Origin of the sequence: Actinomadura sp. 6N118 (assembly GCF_044326415.1) — a bacterium.
Taxonomy (GTDB): Bacteria; Actinomycetota; Actinomycetes; order Streptosporangiales; family Streptosporangiaceae; genus Spirillospora.
The window spans coordinates 54,880-70,819 of the sequence record NZ_JBIRAZ010000024.1; the positions used below are offsets into that span (position 1 = coordinate 54,880).

14 protein-coding genes and 1 pseudogene are annotated in these 15,940 nt (G+C 69.0%); 6 read left to right on the forward strand and 9 right to left on the reverse strand.

Features of this window, described 5'->3' with window-relative positions; translation table 11 throughout:
• The first annotated feature begins 44 nt into the window (after positions 1-44).
• Complete coding sequence (locus ACH34W_RS43850) at positions 45-2,348, forward strand: ATP-binding protein (RefSeq protein WP_395967150.1); 2,304 nt, start codon at positions 45-47, stop codon at positions 2,346-2,348.
• A gap of 291 nt (positions 2,349-2,639) precedes the next feature.
• Here ACH34W_RS43850 and ACH34W_RS43855 read toward each other — a convergent pair whose 3' ends face one another.
• From ACH34W_RS43855 to ACH34W_RS43870, 4 genes and pseudogenes are all read right to left on the reverse strand, one after another.
• Positions 2,640-5,573 (reverse strand): AAA family ATPase, encoded by a 2,934-nt coding sequence (locus tag ACH34W_RS43855; RefSeq protein ID WP_395967151.1) that lies wholly within the window; start codon positions 5,571-5,573, stop codon positions 2,640-2,642.
• Positions 5,574-5,961: 388 nt separating this feature from the next.
• A complete protein-coding gene (locus ACH34W_RS43860; protein WP_395967152.1) occupies positions 5,962-7,053 on the reverse strand; it encodes a CaiB/BaiF CoA transferase family protein in 1,092 nt (363 codons plus the stop codon).
• A 66-nt stretch (positions 7,054-7,119) separates the two neighbouring features.
• Positions 7,120-7,260, reverse strand: a complete 141-nt coding sequence (locus ACH34W_RS43865) for a hypothetical protein (protein ID WP_395967153.1) — start codon at positions 7,258-7,260, stop codon at positions 7,120-7,122.
• Positions 7,261-7,272: 12 nt separating this feature from the next.
• Positions 7,273-7,461, reverse strand: a pseudogene (locus ACH34W_RS43870) (winged helix-turn-helix transcriptional regulator); the annotation flags it as partial.
• Between the two features lie 275 nt (positions 7,462-7,736).
• Here ACH34W_RS43870 and ACH34W_RS43875 point away from each other — a divergent pair.
• Positions 7,737-8,693, forward strand: a complete 957-nt coding sequence (locus ACH34W_RS43875) for a DUF1152 domain-containing protein (RefSeq protein ID WP_395967154.1) — start codon at positions 7,737-7,739, stop codon at positions 8,691-8,693.
• Between the two features lie 41 nt (positions 8,694-8,734).
• Here ACH34W_RS43875 and ACH34W_RS43880 read toward each other — a convergent pair whose 3' ends face one another.
• Positions 8,735-9,169, reverse strand: coding sequence for a MarR family winged helix-turn-helix transcriptional regulator (locus tag ACH34W_RS43880; RefSeq protein WP_395967155.1), 435 nt, complete (start codon positions 9,167-9,169; stop codon positions 8,735-8,737).
• A 71-nt stretch (positions 9,170-9,240) separates the two neighbouring features.
• On the opposite strand from ACH34W_RS43880, the gene ACH34W_RS43885 reads away from it, so the two are divergent.
• Positions 9,241-9,873: a maleylpyruvate isomerase family mycothiol-dependent enzyme gene (locus ACH34W_RS43885; protein ID WP_395967156.1), complete on the forward strand. Its 633-nt coding sequence runs from the start codon at positions 9,241-9,243 to the stop codon at positions 9,871-9,873.
• Positions 9,874-9,927: 54 nt separating this feature from the next.
• Here ACH34W_RS43885 and ACH34W_RS43890 read toward each other — a convergent pair whose 3' ends face one another.
• Positions 9,928-10,491, reverse strand: coding sequence for a DUF4303 domain-containing protein (locus tag ACH34W_RS43890; RefSeq protein WP_395967157.1), 564 nt, complete (start codon positions 10,489-10,491; stop codon positions 9,928-9,930).
• Entirely contained in the window at positions 10,457-11,017 is a 561-nt protein-coding gene (locus ACH34W_RS43895) for a hypothetical protein (RefSeq protein WP_395967158.1), read from the reverse strand. Before ACH34W_RS43895 ends, ACH34W_RS43890 begins: the two co-directional genes overlap by 35 nt.
• A gap of 253 nt (positions 11,018-11,270) precedes the next feature.
• Here ACH34W_RS43895 and ACH34W_RS43900 point away from each other — a divergent pair, with 253 nt between their 5' ends.
• Both ACH34W_RS43900 and ACH34W_RS43905 read left to right on the forward strand, forming a co-directional pair.
• On the forward strand, positions 11,271-12,326 hold the full coding sequence (locus ACH34W_RS43900; RefSeq protein ID WP_395967159.1) for a sensor histidine kinase: 1,056 nt from the start codon (positions 11,271-11,273) through the stop codon (positions 12,324-12,326).
• The gene (locus ACH34W_RS43905) at positions 12,323-12,952 is read left to right on the forward strand and encodes a response regulator (RefSeq protein WP_395967160.1); all 630 of its coding nucleotides are present in this window, start codon (positions 12,323-12,325) and stop codon (positions 12,950-12,952) included. The genes ACH34W_RS43900 and ACH34W_RS43905 overlap by 4 nt, the downstream gene beginning before the upstream one ends.
• A 65-nt stretch (positions 12,953-13,017) precedes the next feature.
• Here the strand turns inward: ACH34W_RS43905 and ACH34W_RS43910 are convergent, their stop codons facing one another.
• Together ACH34W_RS43910 and ACH34W_RS43915 are read right to left on the reverse strand one after the other, a co-directional pair.
• A complete protein-coding gene (locus ACH34W_RS43910; protein ID WP_395967161.1) occupies positions 13,018-13,914 on the reverse strand; it encodes a helix-turn-helix domain-containing protein in 897 nt (298 codons plus the stop codon).
• Between the two features lie 91 nt (positions 13,915-14,005).
• A complete protein-coding gene (locus ACH34W_RS43915; protein WP_395967162.1) occupies positions 14,006-14,803 on the reverse strand; it encodes an SAM-dependent methyltransferase in 798 nt (265 codons plus the stop codon).
• A gap of 177 nt (positions 14,804-14,980) precedes the next feature.
• On the opposite strand from ACH34W_RS43915, the gene deoC reads away from it, so the two are divergent.
• A complete protein-coding gene (gene deoC / locus ACH34W_RS43920) occupies positions 14,981-15,931 on the forward strand; it encodes a deoxyribose-phosphate aldolase (protein WP_395967163.1) in 951 nt (316 codons plus the stop codon).
• The last annotated feature ends 9 nt before the right edge of the window (positions 15,932-15,940 follow it).

Here is a 15,940-nt window from a genome sequence, read left to right on the forward strand (position 1 = left end):
CGAAACGTCGGTCACTTCACCGGCGATGCGACCAGAGGCGGCCCGTGGCGAGCGTTGCGCTGGAACAGCGGGCGGGCAGGCTGCCCGCAGAGGTGACAAGGTTCGTCGGAAGGAAGCGCGAGCTCGCCGAGGGCAGGCGGCTTCTGGACGCGTCCCGGCTGGTGACGCTGACGGGGGCGAGCGGGGTCGGCAAGACCCGGCTGGCGCTCCGGCTGGCGGCGGAGGCCCGTCCCGGCTACGCGGACGGGACATGGTTCGTCGATCTGTCGGCGTTGCGTGACGCCGAGCTGCTCGCGCACACCGTGGCCGAGGCGTTGCACGTGCCCGACCAGTCCACGCGCGACAGGCTGGACATGCTCGCCGAGCATCTTGCCGACCGCGAGCTGCTTCTGGTGCTCGACACCTGCGAGCACCTCGTGGACGCCTGCGCGATGCTGGCGGAGGTGTTGCTACGGTCCGCGCCGCACCTGCATCTGCTCGCTACCAGCCGCGAGCCGCTGGATGTCTTCGGCGAGCACACGATGGTGCTGCCGCCGTTGAGCCTGCCTGACGCCGAGGGCCCGGAGGCCGAGGTCGCGGCGTCGGACGCGGTGGCGCTCTTCGCCGACCGTGCCGCGGCGGTCGTGCCCGGCTTCACGCTCAGCGGGGGCGATCTGCCTGCTGTCGCGCGGCTGTGCCGGAGGCTGGACGGTATTCCGCTCGCAATCGAGCTGGCTGCCGTACGGCTTCGGGCGTTGTCGGTCGAGCAGCTCGTGGAACGGCTGGACGACCGGTTCCGGCTGCTCGGCACACATCGTGCACAACGGGCAGGCCGTTCCCGCCATCAGACTTTGCGTGCGGCGGTGCAGTGGAGCCATGAGCTCTGCACGCCGCGGGAGGCGTTGTTGTGGGCACGCCTCACGGTGTTCCCCGGCGGGTTCGATCTCGCCGCAGCCGAGCATGTCGGCGCCGACGGGGAGGGTGTGGAGGCCGGGCTTCCTGCGGATGCGGTCTATGAGACGCTCGCGCGTCTCGTCGAAAAGTCGATCGTGCTGCGCGAGGAGGGCGGCTGCCGCTACCGGATGCTCGACACGCTGCGTGAGTACGGCAGTGACCTGCTGGCGGGACTTGAAGAGGCAGAACGGCTGCGGCGTCGGCACCGTGACTGGTTCCTCGGGCTCGCCGTCCGCGCTGAGGCCGAGGCTTTCGGCGCCGATCAGGCCGAACGTCTCGAACGCCTCATGCGTGAGCACGCCAACCTCCGTGCCGCTCTCGATTACTCGGTCACCACGCCGGGGGAGGCCGCGCAGGCGACGCGGATGGCGGTGGCGCTCGCCCAGTTCTGGTTCTCCGCCGGGTTGCTCGGCGAGGGCCGCCTGTGGTTGGGCAAGGCCCTCGACGCGTCCGCGTCGTCCGATCGTGCCAGGGCGCTCTGCCTGGCCGGATTGCTCGCGGTGTTGCAGGGAGACCTTGAGGCGGCCGAGAGTTTCCAGGCTGAGGCGGTGCCGTTGGCTTCCAGCAGCTTGGAACGCGCCTACACAGTCGAGCTGGCCGGGCTCGTGGCGTTCTTCCGAGGCGACCTGGAGGCGGCCCGGCCGCTCCTGGCCGAGCCGGCACCGAGCGGCGATATCTGGACGATGCTGCGGCTGCCACTGCTCGCGGCGCTGCACTGCCTCACCGGCGACATCGACCGGGCGCTGGAGTACTGCGAGGAGTGCCGGGTCGTCAGCGCCGCGTCCGGTGACCAGTGGTGCCTGGCGTACGCGACGTGGGTGCGCGGGCTCGCGCACTGCCTCCGCGGCGATCCGCAGGCGGCGAGTGCGGAGACACAACGGACGTTGCGGCTCATGCGCGGGCTCAATGACCGGCTCGGCAGCGCGATGGCGCTGGACCTGGCCGCAGGCTGCGCGGGCTTCACCGGATCGTCCGAACGGTCGGCGCGGCTCTTCGGTGCTGCCGACCGGATGTGGCGGATCGTCGGCGCACCGATGTTCTTCGGGCCCGCCTATCTTTCACTGCGCGAAGTCGTGCTCGCCGAGGTGCGCGGCTCGCTCGGGGAGCGCGGCTGGCAGGTCTTCTACGGGGAGGGACTCCGGCTCAGCCTCGACGAGGCCATGGACCACGCCCTGGACGACCGGCCCGGCGTCAACGCGCGCGGCGTCGATCCATGGGAGCCCCTGACCCGCCGCGAACGCGAGATCGCCGCCCTGGTCGCGCAGGGACTGTCCAACCGGGAGATCTCCGAACGCCTGGTCATCGCCAAGCGCACGGTCGACTCCCACCTCGAACACATCCTCGCCAAGCTCGAGATGGCCTCCCGGACGCAGATCGCCGCCTGGGTCACCGAGCGCCTCCGTCCCAGCCGTTGATTTTTAGGTACGCCTATCGGGATGTCTCCCGATGCATCTTCGTGTCCAGGTCCGGAAGACTGTGTACTGCCGAAAGGGTCACGGGCCGCCTCTCCGAGCGGAGAAGTGCCGCCTACTTCCGCGGGCCGTGTCCGGGACGGCAACCACTGAAGTTCCCGTGTGGTCCGGCGATGCGGCGGCGGGAGCCCGGGAGGGGAGGTTCCCGCCGCCGGATCCACGCTCTGCCCTTCCACGAGCGAGCTCGTTCATGGACGCGCGTTCAGGGACACGCGTTCGAGGACGCGCGTTCGTTCAGGGGCGCGGTGTTGGGAAGAGCGCCAGGCGGTGCGCGGTGGCTGCGGCTTCGCCGCGGCTGGCGACGTCGAGCTTGGTCAGAATGTTGGAGACATGGACGCTCGCGGTCTTGGCCGAGATGAAGAGCACTTCGGCGATCTCACGGTTGCTCTGGCCGTCGGCGACCAGGCGCAGCACTTCGAGCTCGCGCGGAGTCAGACCGAGCGGCGGGCCTGAGGAGGGCGGCGCGGTGCCCGGCCCGACCGTGCGGGAGAGGCGGGCGCGGCGGCAGAGGTCATCGATCTGCGAGGAAAGCGGCCCGGCCTGGAGTTGTTCGGCGAGGTTCGCGGCCCGCCGCAGGCGAACGGCGGCGCCGTCGCGGTCGCCGTCGAGGATCGCTGCCTCACCGGCGCGGGTCAGCGTGGTGGCGAGCGAATACCTTTGGCCGAGCTTGTCCCACGCGGCCGCGGCGGCGTCCCAGGCGACCCGGTCGTTCACGCCACGGGCTCGGGAGACCTCCGCCAGGAACGTGAGGCGGTGCGCCTCTTGGGCCGGCCCCAGCACCTTGAGGCCGGCGGCGCGGGCCTCGATCTGCGGGAGGGCCGGTGCGCCGTCGATCACCGCCTGGTCGCCGAGGGCGGCGCAGGCGGTGGCGCCGAGAACCATGACAGGCCAGGTGTAGCGGCTGTCGTCCGGCAGACCCGTGGTGGGGATCACCGGGCGTACGGCCTCCAGCGCCTCCTCGTACCGGCCCGCCGCGATCCGGAGCCGTGCCTTCAGCCGGAGTGTGGCGAAGTAGTCCTGGGTCTTCAGCCACTCCATCGTGAGATCTTTTACCGCCATCGAGGCGTCGAGCCAGGCCTCGGCGGTCGCCAGGTCGCCGCGCGCCGCCGCGACCTCGCCGAGGAGCACGAGCAGAGAGGTACGGATCGTGATCGCCGGGTCCTGTTCCAGCGACTGGTCGAGGACGGTGAACGCCTCGTCCCAGCGGCCGAGCGACACCAGCGGCTCGGCGAGGTTGATGCCGAGGAACGTGCCCTTCGTACGGGCGACACCGAAGTCCTTGGCCTGCTCCATGCCGCGCCGGGCCACCTCGATGGCCTCTTCGTGCCGCCCGCTGCCCTCCAGGAAGTGCGACTTGATCACAGCGAGGCGCAGCAGCACACGGTGGCTCCCGGAGCGCAGCGCGACCTCGTCGGCCTCGGTGAGCACCGCCTCGTCCTCGTCGTAGTCGATGTCGACGCAGAACAGCGTGATCAGCGCGTCGGCCTCGGCGGTGACGTCGCCGAGCGCACGGGCGATCTCAAGCGACTCGATCGCGGCGCTCCGGGCCTCGTGGGTATCGGTCGTGAGACGTACATACTGTGCCAGCGTGGCCAGTGTGCGGGCGCGGATCACTGTCGGCTCGGGCGGCAGGCAGCGCACCGCCTCGCGCAGGTCCTCGACGAACCCGGGCCGGGCCATCTCATGGCGCATCCGGCCGCGCAGCTCCAGCAGGGCGGCGCGCCGCGTGTTGGGCCCGCCGGACTCCTCGACCTCGCGCAGTGCCGCGGTCGCCAGCTTGATGCCGATCTCGTACTCGCCGGCGAGGTCGGCGGCGATCGCGGCGTCCTCCAGCACGTCGGTGTGGTCGGCGCCGATCCGTTCGGCGGCGTCCGGCACCCGTTCCCAGAGCTCCAGGACGCGCGACAACATCCCCAGCGACTCGGCGTAGGCGAGGGCCTTGTGGGCGTCACCGGCCGCGCGGCTGGAGCTGACCAGCGCCCACGTGGCATCGTGCGCCGCGTTCCAGTGGTGGCTGAGCTCGATCCACAGCCGCCCGGCGGGTACGAGGCCCGGGGAGTTCTCGAGTGCCTGGGCGTAACGGGTGTGGAGCCTGGTGTGCTCGCCCGGCAGGAGATCGTCGTGGAGCGCTTCGCGGATCAGGGCGTGCCGGAACGCGTAGCCGTCGCCGTCCACGACCAGCACGTTGGCGGCCACGGCGGGCCGCAGGACGCGGGTCAGCGTGGCGTCGTCGAGCCCGGAGACCGCGGCGAGCAGGGCGTGCTCGATGCGGGTGCCGCCGCCGCTGGCGTCGCGCAGGACGTCCTGCGTCTCCTCCGGCAGCCGCTGCACGCCCGCGAGCAGCAGGTCACGCAGTGACTCGGGGATTTCGCTGGCGAGCGTGCCGTCGCTGTCGAGCAGCGCCTCGATGAACAGGGGATTGCCCTCGCTGCGTGCGTGGATCTTGTCCACGAGCTGCGGCTGCGGCTCGGTCCCGAGGATCCGGGCGGCCAGCTCGGCGACCTCGGAGCGCGACAGCCGGGCCAGCTCGACCCGCCGGACCTTGTCGCTGCGGCCGAGCTCGGCCAGCAGCGGCCGCAGCGGATGGGTCCGGTGCAGCTCGTCCACGCGGTAGGTGACCACGATCAGCAGCGGTGTGGCGATGACGTTGCGGATGAGGAACGCCAGCAGGTCACGGGTGGACCGGTCGGCCCAGTGCGCGTCCTCGATCACCAGCACCAGCGGCTGCCGCTCGGCCAGCCGTTCCAGCAGAGTCAGGACCAGCTCGAACAGCCGAGCGCGCTCCTCGCCGGAAGGAGTGTCGCTCTCGGGCTCGCCGAACTCGGGCAGGAGGCGCGCCAGACCGCGGGTGTCGCCGCGCGGCAGCAGCTCGGCCACCCCGTCGATGCCGATGTCGCGGACCAGGCCGCGCAGCACAGTGGTGAACGGGGCGAACGGCAGGCCATCGGAGCCCAGCTCCAGGCAGCCGCCGACCAGCAACCGGCCCCGGGGTGTCCCGTCGGCCGGTGCCTCCACCGCCCGGGCGAACTCCCGGATGAGCCGTGTCTTGCCGAGGCCCGCCTCACCGCCGACCAGCACGGCGCCCGGCGCGGCGGCCAGCGCCTCGTCCAGATCGCCGAGCTCGGCCGAGCGGCCCACCAGGACCGGACTCATCACGCGCGCACTCACGCACCAAGGATGCCCCATGAATACGACGAAATCGCACGAATATCACCCTGTGAGATCGCCAGCACGCCCCCGCCGACCTGCGGCAAGGCGCCGTCAGGAAACGTTTCCACCCACCCCGAACACGAGTCAGGCGCGCTGCGAGGCCGCCGCGGGTGAAATGCGCCTCAGCTCAGGCGCGCCACAGGTCGGGTGCGCCTCAGCTCGGGCGGGCTGCGGGTGGGGTGCGCCTACGAGCCAGGGTGCTGTGGGTGAGATGTGTTGCAGATCGGATGCGTCACGTGTGAGGGGCGCTGGGCGTCAGGTGCTCCACGAGCCGGGCGCGCTGCGGGCCGGGGGCGTTGCGAGTGGGGGATAGCGGGTGGGTGCGGTGTGGGTGGTGTGCTGCGGGTTAGGGGTGCCAGGTCTGGTTTCGGTGCTCGTCGAGCTCGGCGACTGGGCCTGGCGGCAGTGGCGGATGCATTGTCGTGCGGACGGGGCTTCCCACCGTGTCGCCGTGGATTACGCCCCGGCTCCCGAAGTGATTGTGCGCCATCATCTCGGTGCGTGTCAGCAAGGGTGCGACGGGAGCGCCCGCAGTGTCGAGCCGTTCGACAGCCTCGTCTCGGGTGAGCCGTGCGACGGCGGCCGCGACGGCCTCGTCCAGTTCACGCACCCGCCCGAGCCGTTCGAGGAACGGGACTTCCGCATACTCGTCCAGCCCTAGCGCCCGACATGTCGCGGCCCAGAGGTTCTCTTCGGAGACGACCCCGAGCGTGATCTTCTGCCCGTCCTTGGTCGTGTAGACGCCATATCCAGGCACGGGCCCTGACGTGGTGTTCCGGCTTATTGCTGTGGGCACCGTTCCGACCCAGTTGGCCAGCACGTCGGCCATGCCGAGGTCGATCCTGTCACCGACGCCGGTCGCACGGGCCTTGAGGCACGCCGCGGTGATCGCGAACGCGGCCATGGTCGCGGCCGCCATGTCGGCCACCGGTAGCTCATCGGCGTCGGGTGAGACCGCGTCCGCCGGAAGCGCCGCCGCGTAGGCCCGGTAGTTGACGTCGTGGCCGGGGGTCGCCGCCAGCGGTCCATGCGCCCCGTACCCCGAAAGAGAGCAGTAGACGAGGCGTGGATTGAGTGCCAGCAACGCCTCGTGGCCGACGCCGAGCCGGTCGGTGACCCCCGGCCGGAAACCTTCGACGAAAACCTCGGCACCGGCCGCCAACTCAAGACAACGTGCCCGGTCGCCGTCGTCCTTCAGATTGAGCGCGATGCTGCGCTTGTGCTGGTTGAGCAGGTCGAAGTGGCTCCGGAACATCCGCATCGGCTCGCCACCGGGCGGCTCCACCTTGATCACGTCCGCGCCGAGCTGGGCGAGCAGCTGCGTGGCGTACGGCCCAGGCCGCCACATCGTCAGATCCAGCACCCGCAACCCGTCCAGCAACGCCATGGACACCTCGTCTCGCCCGACCGTGATCGTTCCACGGTGTCGTCCCGGCATCGTGTGAGTCAAGCGAGCGCTTGGTGCATTCGGTGCCCGGTGACGCGAGAGAGCGCCCCGGGCTCCTCAGTCCTGCGGCTGGATGAGGGCGGAGAAGGTCACGGCGGGGCGCTTGAACGTTCGGCTGCAGGTGCCGCAGCTCAGATCTGGGGCAAGCCGTTCGCCGCAGGTGCGGTGGGTCAGCGTGATCGACAGGGGCCCGGACACCAGCCAACGGTCGCCCCACACGAGCATGGCCAGTGGCAGCGGATACAGGTCGAGCCCCTTCTCTGTCAGGTGGTATTCGTGCCTCAGCGGACGTTCGCGGTAGGGGGCGCGTGAGAGGACACCACTCTCGACCAGCCGGGTCAGGCGCTGGGAAAGGATGTTGGGCGCGATAGCGAGGCGCTGCTGGAAAGCGTCAAACCGGTGTGTCCCGACAGCGCACTTCTGGAACGAGTGAGCCGCCCGATCTGGTCCGGAGGTACGAGACGGCTGGGGTCGACCAGATTGGTTTTGTGCTGCAGTCCCGGCCCAATAGGCATGAGCACATCTGCGAGAGCATCGAGCTCTTCGGGAAGGCTGTCATACCGCATTTCCTGGAGAGACGGCAGGAGCGGGAGGCCGCGAAGGCTGAGCGGCTCGCGCCGAAAATCAGCGAGATGTTCGGCGGGCCGTCGCCCTATTGACGGTATTTTCGCTCGATGTTCTCTCTCCAGGAGCCCCCTCTCTTCACGCGCTTGAAGAAGTCCCAGCGCATCCTGGTCGCCGGCGCGGGTGGCGGCTTTGACGTGTACGCGGGCCTGCCGCTGGCCCTCGCGCTCCGTGAGACCGGCAAGGAGGTCCATCTCGCGAGCCTCTCGTTCAGCATGCTCTACGGCTTGGGCTCCGAGGTGTGGGTCGAGCCTGACGTCGCTGCCCTTACCCCGGAAATCGAAGTTCGGGATTGGTACGCCCCTGAGGCGACGCTTTCTCGTTGGCTTGACCGACATGGCGAGCCGTCGACGGTCTACGCGTTCCCGAGGTTGGGTGTACAGCCGCTGCGCGACGCCTACCGGGTCCTGATCGAACGGCTTGACCTGGACGCCATCGTGTTGGTGGACGGCGGCACTGACATTCTTATGCGCGGCGACGAGTCAGGGTTGGGTACGCCTGCGGAAGATATGGCGAGTCTTGCGGCTGTGCATGGGCTCGACGTTCCTCAGAAGCTCGTGGCCTCGCTTGGCTTCGGCATCGACGCCTATCACGGCATCAACCACGTGCAGGTCCTCGAAAACCTGGCGGCGCTCAACCGTGAGAACGCCTATCTCGGCGCCTTCTCAATACCGCATGACAGCCGCGCGGCCACCCTCTACATGGACGCGGTCGCGTACGCGGCGGAACGCACACCTGACCGTCCGAGCATCGTGAACGGGTCGATCGCCGCGGCCGTACGGGGCGAGTTCGGCGACGTGCGCTTCACCGAACGCACCGCCGACAGCGAACTCTTCATCAACCCGCTGATGGCGCTCTACTTCACCGTGGATCTGGACGGGCTCGCCCGCTACAACCTCTACCTGGACCGGATCGAGAAGACCCGGCAGATCAGGCAGATCGCCTCCATCATCGAGGAGTTCCGCGACGAGATCAGGCCCCGGGTGCCTCGGCAGTTTCCGCACTGAGCGCTGCGAGGTCATGCCCAGTTTGGATGGGTGACAAGCGATCACTGGTACGGGTCGGTGACTTCGCGGAGCTTGGTGAGGGCGCGGCGCAACTGCGTCGCGCCCTGCTTGCCCAGGTGCCGGGTCCATTCGGCCTCCACCTCGGCTTCCGCCGCCCGCGCGACCTTGACGGCGGCCTCTCCGCGTGGGGCGATTTGCACCAAACGTGCTCGTGCGTCGGCGGGGTCGGGCACCCGGTGCACGTAGCCCGCCCGTTCCAGCTGATCGACGAGGAACCCCGCCGTCTGCTTGGTGATCTGCGCCTGCTCGGCCAGCTCGGTGACCCGCGTGCCGTCCGGCCCGATCCGGGCGAAGACCCGGCCCTGCGCCACCGTCACATCGTCGAACCCCGCCGCGACCAACGCCTCCATCACGCGGGTCTCCATGGCCCGGTAGGCGATGAAGCACAGCAGTCCCAGGTTGGGGTCGTCGCTCATCCATCCCCTTGACATTAGACAGTCTCGCTGACCAATATTAGTAAGAGAATCGTACCAAACTGGGGGTCGTCATGGACCGTGACGATGTATGGCGAGCGATCGACGACCAGCGGCGCAGCCTGGCCGATCTCTTCGACGACCTGGCCGACCACGAGTGGGAGACCCCGTCGCTCTGCACCGACTGGCGCGTACGCGACGTCGCCGCCCACCTCACGCTCGCCCACACCGGCATGGGCACAGCCGGCCTCGCGTTGCTCCGTGCTCGCGGCAACGTCAACCGCATGATCCGCGACACCGCGTTGCGTGAGGGCAAACTTCCCGTCGACAGCTTCGCGCCCAAGCTCCGCGCCATGGTCGGCTCTCGCGCGAAGGCGCCCGGGATCTCAGAGATGGAGCCGCTCATCGACGTCCTCGTGCATGGCCAGGACATCGCCATCCCGCTCTCGCGCACTCGCCCCATGCCGACCGAGGCGGCTGCCGCCGCCGCGTCCCGCGTCTGGCCCGACCTCTGGCCCTTCCGGGCGGAACGCAGGCTGCAGGGCATTGAACTCGTCGCGACCGATCACGCCTGGACGGCAGGCGAAGGCCTCCTGGTCAAGGGCCCGATCTCGGCGATCCTGCTCCTCATCACTGGCCGTCGAGCCGCCCTTCCGCTTCTCGCCGGTCCCGGCGTTCCGAAACTGGAAGCCTTGCTGGCATCGTGAGAGCACTGGGGTCTTGAAGGCAGGTTGGCTCCTGTAACCGCAGCCGGCCGGAGGTTACCTCTCCTCAAGTTGCCGCAGATACTCGGCCAGTTCGGGGACTGTCGGCAGCACCTGCGGGTCCACGCTCTCCCGGATCAGACTGGCTTCTTCATCCCCGCGTTGCCCTTCGAGGATGACGACGATGAATCCAGGCGGAAGTGAGCCGTGGATGCCGCCCCGGCGCGCTGTCGTGGTCATCGCCTTGCAGACACCGGCCATCGCGCTATCGTGCGCCGACTCGAGCGTGTTCATTGCCGCGTCCTGTTCGGCCTCGGTGGTGGCGGGTGCCAGGTACTCCTCAACGAGACGGTGGTACCAGGGCGACATCGCATCGCTCGCGGCGTCCAGGACGTCCCACCGCCACTCCGGTGGGACGAACCGTGTCGAGTCCCCATGGTTCTTGTGCACCGCTGCCTCAGTGTTGGCGGCCAGGGCAGGCGGGAGGATCTGGACGTCGTCGCTGTAAAAGAGATGGAAGGCTGCGGCGTACAGCCGTTCGCCTGGATAAGCCGCTGCGAGGTCGGACAGGATGCGGCATCCGCTGTCATGCCATGCCGTCTCGAAGGCGCTCCAATCCATCGCCGCATGCTACCCCCCATGCATTCAGGCCGACGGTGTGGTTCACCTTGCGGTGGCGGCGCTGGTAGTGGAGGGCTACGGCGGCTAGGAGGGGCGCCCAGGCCACCAGGGGCAGGTAGAGGAAGCCGACCACTAGGTGCCCGGTCGCGGTCATGTTGTCGTGTGGCATCGCCCACCAGGCGGCGAACGGCGTCCAGAGGAACGCGAGGATCGCGACTCCCGTCCAGGCTGGGATCAGGACTGCGCGGGGCGGGATGTTCCTGCCTCCGACGAACGGGATCCAGCGGGGGACCACTTCGCCCCATGGCTGGATCAGGCCCAAGGTGAGTAGCGCGGCGGCCTCGGTCAGGAGGCTGAGGAGGATCAGGTACGTCGGTCCCCAGATGCCGGGAGGACAGATTTCGCGGAGGCCTTCTTCGGTGTACCCGGATGGTCCGCCCAAGACCACGCCGATGCGCCATAGGCCGGACGGGAGGGTGGTCAGGGCGGCCAGGTGGGCGGCTAGGCGGATCGGCGTGGGGATCATGCGATTGATCTTCGTGGGGGTGAGGGTGGGTCACCTCCCCCCTGGGGAGGCGACCGGTTCCCCCGTATGGGGGAGTTCAGGCGTAGGCGGGTTCGCGGGTTGACCGGAGGGCTAGGGCTAGCCAGACGATTCCTGCTCTGGCGACCAGGTGGCCGGTGGGCCGGTGTCATCTGAGGCCTGAGCACCCATGACCTTTGGCCAATATCGCCGCTGGTTTGTATCGGTGGGTGGTTCAGGCTCTTAATCTGGGCGCATGCCGCGCATGGCCTCGTGGTTGGCGATCTTTCTTTACGTCACGGTTCTGGTGGCGGGACTGTATTCAGCGATTGCCGGGTTGTGCCCGGCTGGTCTGCGCACGGCGGGATTTGCTGGGGCGCTGCTGTCGCTGGTGGTGCTCGAAGTGACGCGTTGGGGGCCGGCGGGTCCGATGCTGGCGTTGCGGGGTGGGCTCTATGTGGTGGTGGCCCTCCTGGATTGCTCAGGTATGGGGCGTGCGCTGTTGTTGCTCATTCCGTTCATCGGCTATTTCGTCCTCGGCCGCAGGGCGGGTTATGGGCTGGCTGCGCTGTGCCTTGCCGGGGTGATGGGGGCGCTCTCAACGCGGTCTGGGTGGTACGAGGACACCGAGGCCGTCTCGGATCTGCTGATGTTCGTGATCGGGCTCGTCTTCGCGATCGCGATGGCTGCGGTCGCCCACCGGCACGCCGAGCAGGCGGCGGCGCTGGCTGCGGCTGCCGAACGCAATCGAATCGCGCGAGACATTCACGACAACGTGGGTCACCATCTGACCGTGATCTCCGTTCAGCTGGAGAAGTCGGCGGCCTTTCGAAGCATCGATCCGGAAGCGGCCGACCAGGCACTTACGGACGCGCGGGAGTCCGCCCGGCTCGCTTTGGAGGACGTCCGGCGGTCGGTGGGGACGCTCCGGGCGCACGGGCAGTTCTCGCTGGCGGCGGCACTGGCCGCGCTGGTCGGGCGGTTCGGCACGGCCGTGACGCTCGATATCCGGGGGGATGAGTCGGTGCTTGATGGGCCGGCCTTGCCGGTGCTCTACCACGCCGCTCAGGAGAGCCTCACCAACGCGCATCGCCATGCCTGCGCGGAGCGTGTGAGCGTGGAGGTCGAGCTGGGGAGGCGGGAGGCGCGTCTGGTGGTCGAGGATGACGGCAAGGGCTTCGAGTCCCAGGTTGAGGGGTTCGGCGTGCGGGGGATGCGGGAGCGCCTGGAGCTTGTGGGCGGCTCGCTTCGGATCGACAGCGCGCCCGGTGAGGGTACGCGGGTGACCGCCACCGTGCCTGGATCGCGATGAGCGACGTCCGGGTGCTCGTCGCCGATGACCAGCGGCTGATCCGCGAAGGCGTCGCCTCGCTGCTGGGGCTGCAGCCCGGGGTGGTCGTGGTGGGGGTGGCGGAGGACGGGCGGGAGGCGGTCGAACGGGCTCTCGCGCTCACCCCCGACGTCGTGCTCATGGACGTGCGCATGCCGGTGATGGACGGTGTGGAGGCCACTTCGCTGCTACGGGGCAGGTTGCCAGAGTGCCGGATCTTGATGCTGACCACGTTCGACGATGAGGAGTACGTGGTCGCCGCGTTGCGTGGCGGTGCCAGTGGCTACCTGCTGAAGGATCTGCCTGCGGCTGAGCTGGCGCAGGCGGTGCGCATGGTGCATGCGGGAGTCGATCAGTTCGCTCCGGCCATTACTGGGCGGCTGCTCGGAGCCGTCCGGGACGTGCCCAGATCAGACGTTGCGCTCACCCGCCGTGAGCTGGATGTGATCCGGCTGATCGCGGCTGGTGCCACCAATCGCGAGATCGCGGCCCGTCTCTATGTGAGTGAGGGCACGGTCAAGAATCACGTCTCCAGCATCCTGGCGCGGCTCGGGCTGCGAGACCGTACCCAGGCCGCGATCTACGCCCATGACCACGGGCTGCTCTAGACGAAGACGCTAGGGCGTCCGGCCGACCGCGACGCCGCGCGGGGCTTGAAGGCCTCCCGGCAGGATCACAGCTCGTCGAGGATGTTCTGAAGGATCTTGGGTGTGGCGGAGGCCGGGGCCGACTGGACGGCGAGCCGGTTCATCACGTCGGTGTAGTGGAAGATGTCGGCCGGCTTGTCGGGATAGAACGCGTTGGTGAGCTGCTCCAGGTAGACCACGTCGGGCAGGTCGGCGGCGGGCAGCCGGAGAATGCTGATCGGGCCGCCCGCACCGTGGCCGCCCGCGCTGAACGGGCTGATCTGCACGGTGACGTGCGGCAGCTCGTTGAAGGCGATGAGCTGCTTCAGCTGGGCCCGCATGGTCGCGCGGTCGCCGAACGGCCGGCGGATCGCAGCCTCGTCGAGCACGGCCCAGAACCGCAGCGGGTCGGGCCGGGTGAGCACCTGGTGGCGCGCCATCCGCAGCTCGACGCGGCGTTCGATCTCGTTGGTGGACGCGCTCGGCATGCCGAGCCGGACCACAGCATGGGCATAGGCCTCGGTCTGCAACAGACCCGGCACGAACTGGACCTCGTAGCAGCGGATCATGCTGGCGCCCTGCTCCAGCCCGAGATACGCCTCGAACCACGGTGGCACGAGGTCGCTGTAGGGCTGCCACCAGCCCGGCGCGCTCGCCTGCTGCGCCATCTCCAGCAACGGCAGCCGGTCGGCCAGCTCGGTCACGCCGTACAACGTCAGCAGGTCGGAGACGTCACGGTCCTTGAACCGGACCCGGCCCAGCTCCATCCGGCTGATTTTCGACGCGGAGCCGCGGATCTCGTACGCCGCTTGCTCGGCGGAGATGCCGCAGAGCTCGCGCAGCCGTCTCAGCTGCGCGCCCACGACCAACCGCAGCACGGTCGGTCCCGCTCGCCCGTGCGTCAGCGCACTGGGCGGCACGTCCATGACACGTTCGGTGCCCACTCCCACTCCCGAAAATCACAAGCGACGCCGAACCCCGGTCAAGACTGACATCCACCACGCGGTGAGACAACCTCAGCTGGGACCTCTTCGCTCAGCGTTTACGCGCGACGCCGCACAGGGTGGACGTCTTGGTGATGTCATCGAACGGAGTGGGTTCGGGGCGCCACGACTCGCAGGCCACCACGCCCGGCTCGACGAGGTCGAAACCGTCGAAGTAGCCGATGATCTGCTCCGGCGGGCGCAGCCGGTAGGGCACCGCGCCGGTGTCGTCGTACTCCTGCTGGGCCTTGTTGTGCGCGTCGTCGGTGTCGGTGTCGTCGTACAGGGCCAGGTAGCTGCCCTCCGGGAGCCCGCTCATCAGGCCCCGGATGATGGACAGGACTTCCTCGTACGTCTGGATGTGGCCGAGCACGCCCATGAGCATCAGGGCGATGGGACGCTCGAAGTCGAGCTTCTCCTTGGCGAGGCGCAGGATCTCCTTGGGTTCGCGCATGTCGGCCTCGATGTAGCTCGTCGCGCCCTGAGCCGAACTGGTCAGCAGGGCGTGCGCGTGGACGAGCACGAGGGGGTCGTTGTCGACGTAGACGATGTGCGACTCGGGGGCCACCCGCTGGGCGACCTCATGGGTGTTGTCGACCGTCGGAAGCCCGGTGCCGACGTCGAGGAACTGCCGGATGCCCGCCTCACCGGCCAGGTAACGGACTGCGCGGGCGAGGAAGTGCCTGCTCACGCGGGCGACGTCCACGATGCCCGGATAGACCTGGACATAGGCGTCCCCGGCTTCGCGATCTACGGGATAGTTGTCCTTGCCGCCGAGCCAGTAGTTCCAGATCCGGGCGGAGTGCGGCACGGTGGTGTCGATCTGCGGGTGCACCGGGTCGTCTGCCATGGCGCAGCGGGCTCCTCTACACGGTCCACGCCGGAGGCGTGTGGGGAAGTGTGCGGGGCCGTCCCACCATTGGGCGGCACGCAGGTTTGAATTTCCCGACCAAGATAGACGACCTGTAGAATTTTTGCACTCCCTGGCCGTTTTGTGCAGGTGCCGGGCGTACGCGATGCTGGGGGCGTGTCAACGGAGACTCTTGTGAGCGCCACTGAGCTGCGCGCCTTCCTGCACGGGCTGCCAGGCGTCGACCAGGTCGGGGCGGAGGAGCGGGCCGCGCGGCTCGCCACGCGTTCGATCAAGACGTCGGCCAAGGCCCAGGCCATCGACCTGGCGATCACCATGGTCGACCTCACCACGCTGGAGGGCGCGGACACGCCCGGGAAGGTGCGCGCCCTGTGCGCCAAGGGCATGCAGCCCGATCCCGGTGATCCGGACGTGCCCAAGGTGGCGGCCATCTGCGTCTATCCGGACATGGTCCCCACGGCGGTCGGGGCCCTCCAAGGCTCCGGGGTCGGGGTGGCGAGCGTGGCCACCGCGTTCCCTTCGGGGCGGGCGCCGATGGAGGCCAAGCTGGCCGACACGCGGGCGGCGGTCGAGGCGGGCGCCACCGAGATCGACATGGTGATCGACCGCGGCGCGTTCCTGGCCGGCGACTACCTCAAGGTGCACGACGAGATCGTCGCGACCAAGGAGGCCTGCGCCGGCGCGGTCAACGACGGGCACGGCGCGCACCTCAAGGTGATCTTCGAGACCGGCGAGCTCGTCACCTACGACAACGTGCGGCGCGCCTCCTGGCTCGCCATGCGGGCGGGTGCCGACTTCATCAAGACCTCCACCGGCAAGATCTCCCCGGCCGCCACGCTGCCGGTGACGCTGGTCATGCTGGAGGCGGTACGCGACTTCCGGGACGAGACCGGGCGCATGGTCGGGGTCAAGCCCGCGGGCGGCATCCGCACCACCAAGGACGCGATCAAGTACCTGGTGCTGGTCAACGAGACGGCCGGATCGGACTGGCTCACCCCGGAGTGGTTCCGCCTCGGTGCCTCCAGCCTGCTGAATGATCTCCTCATGCAGCGCCGCAAGCTGGCCACCGGTGTCTACTCCGGCCCCGACTACTTCACGCTCGACTGACTGGACTGG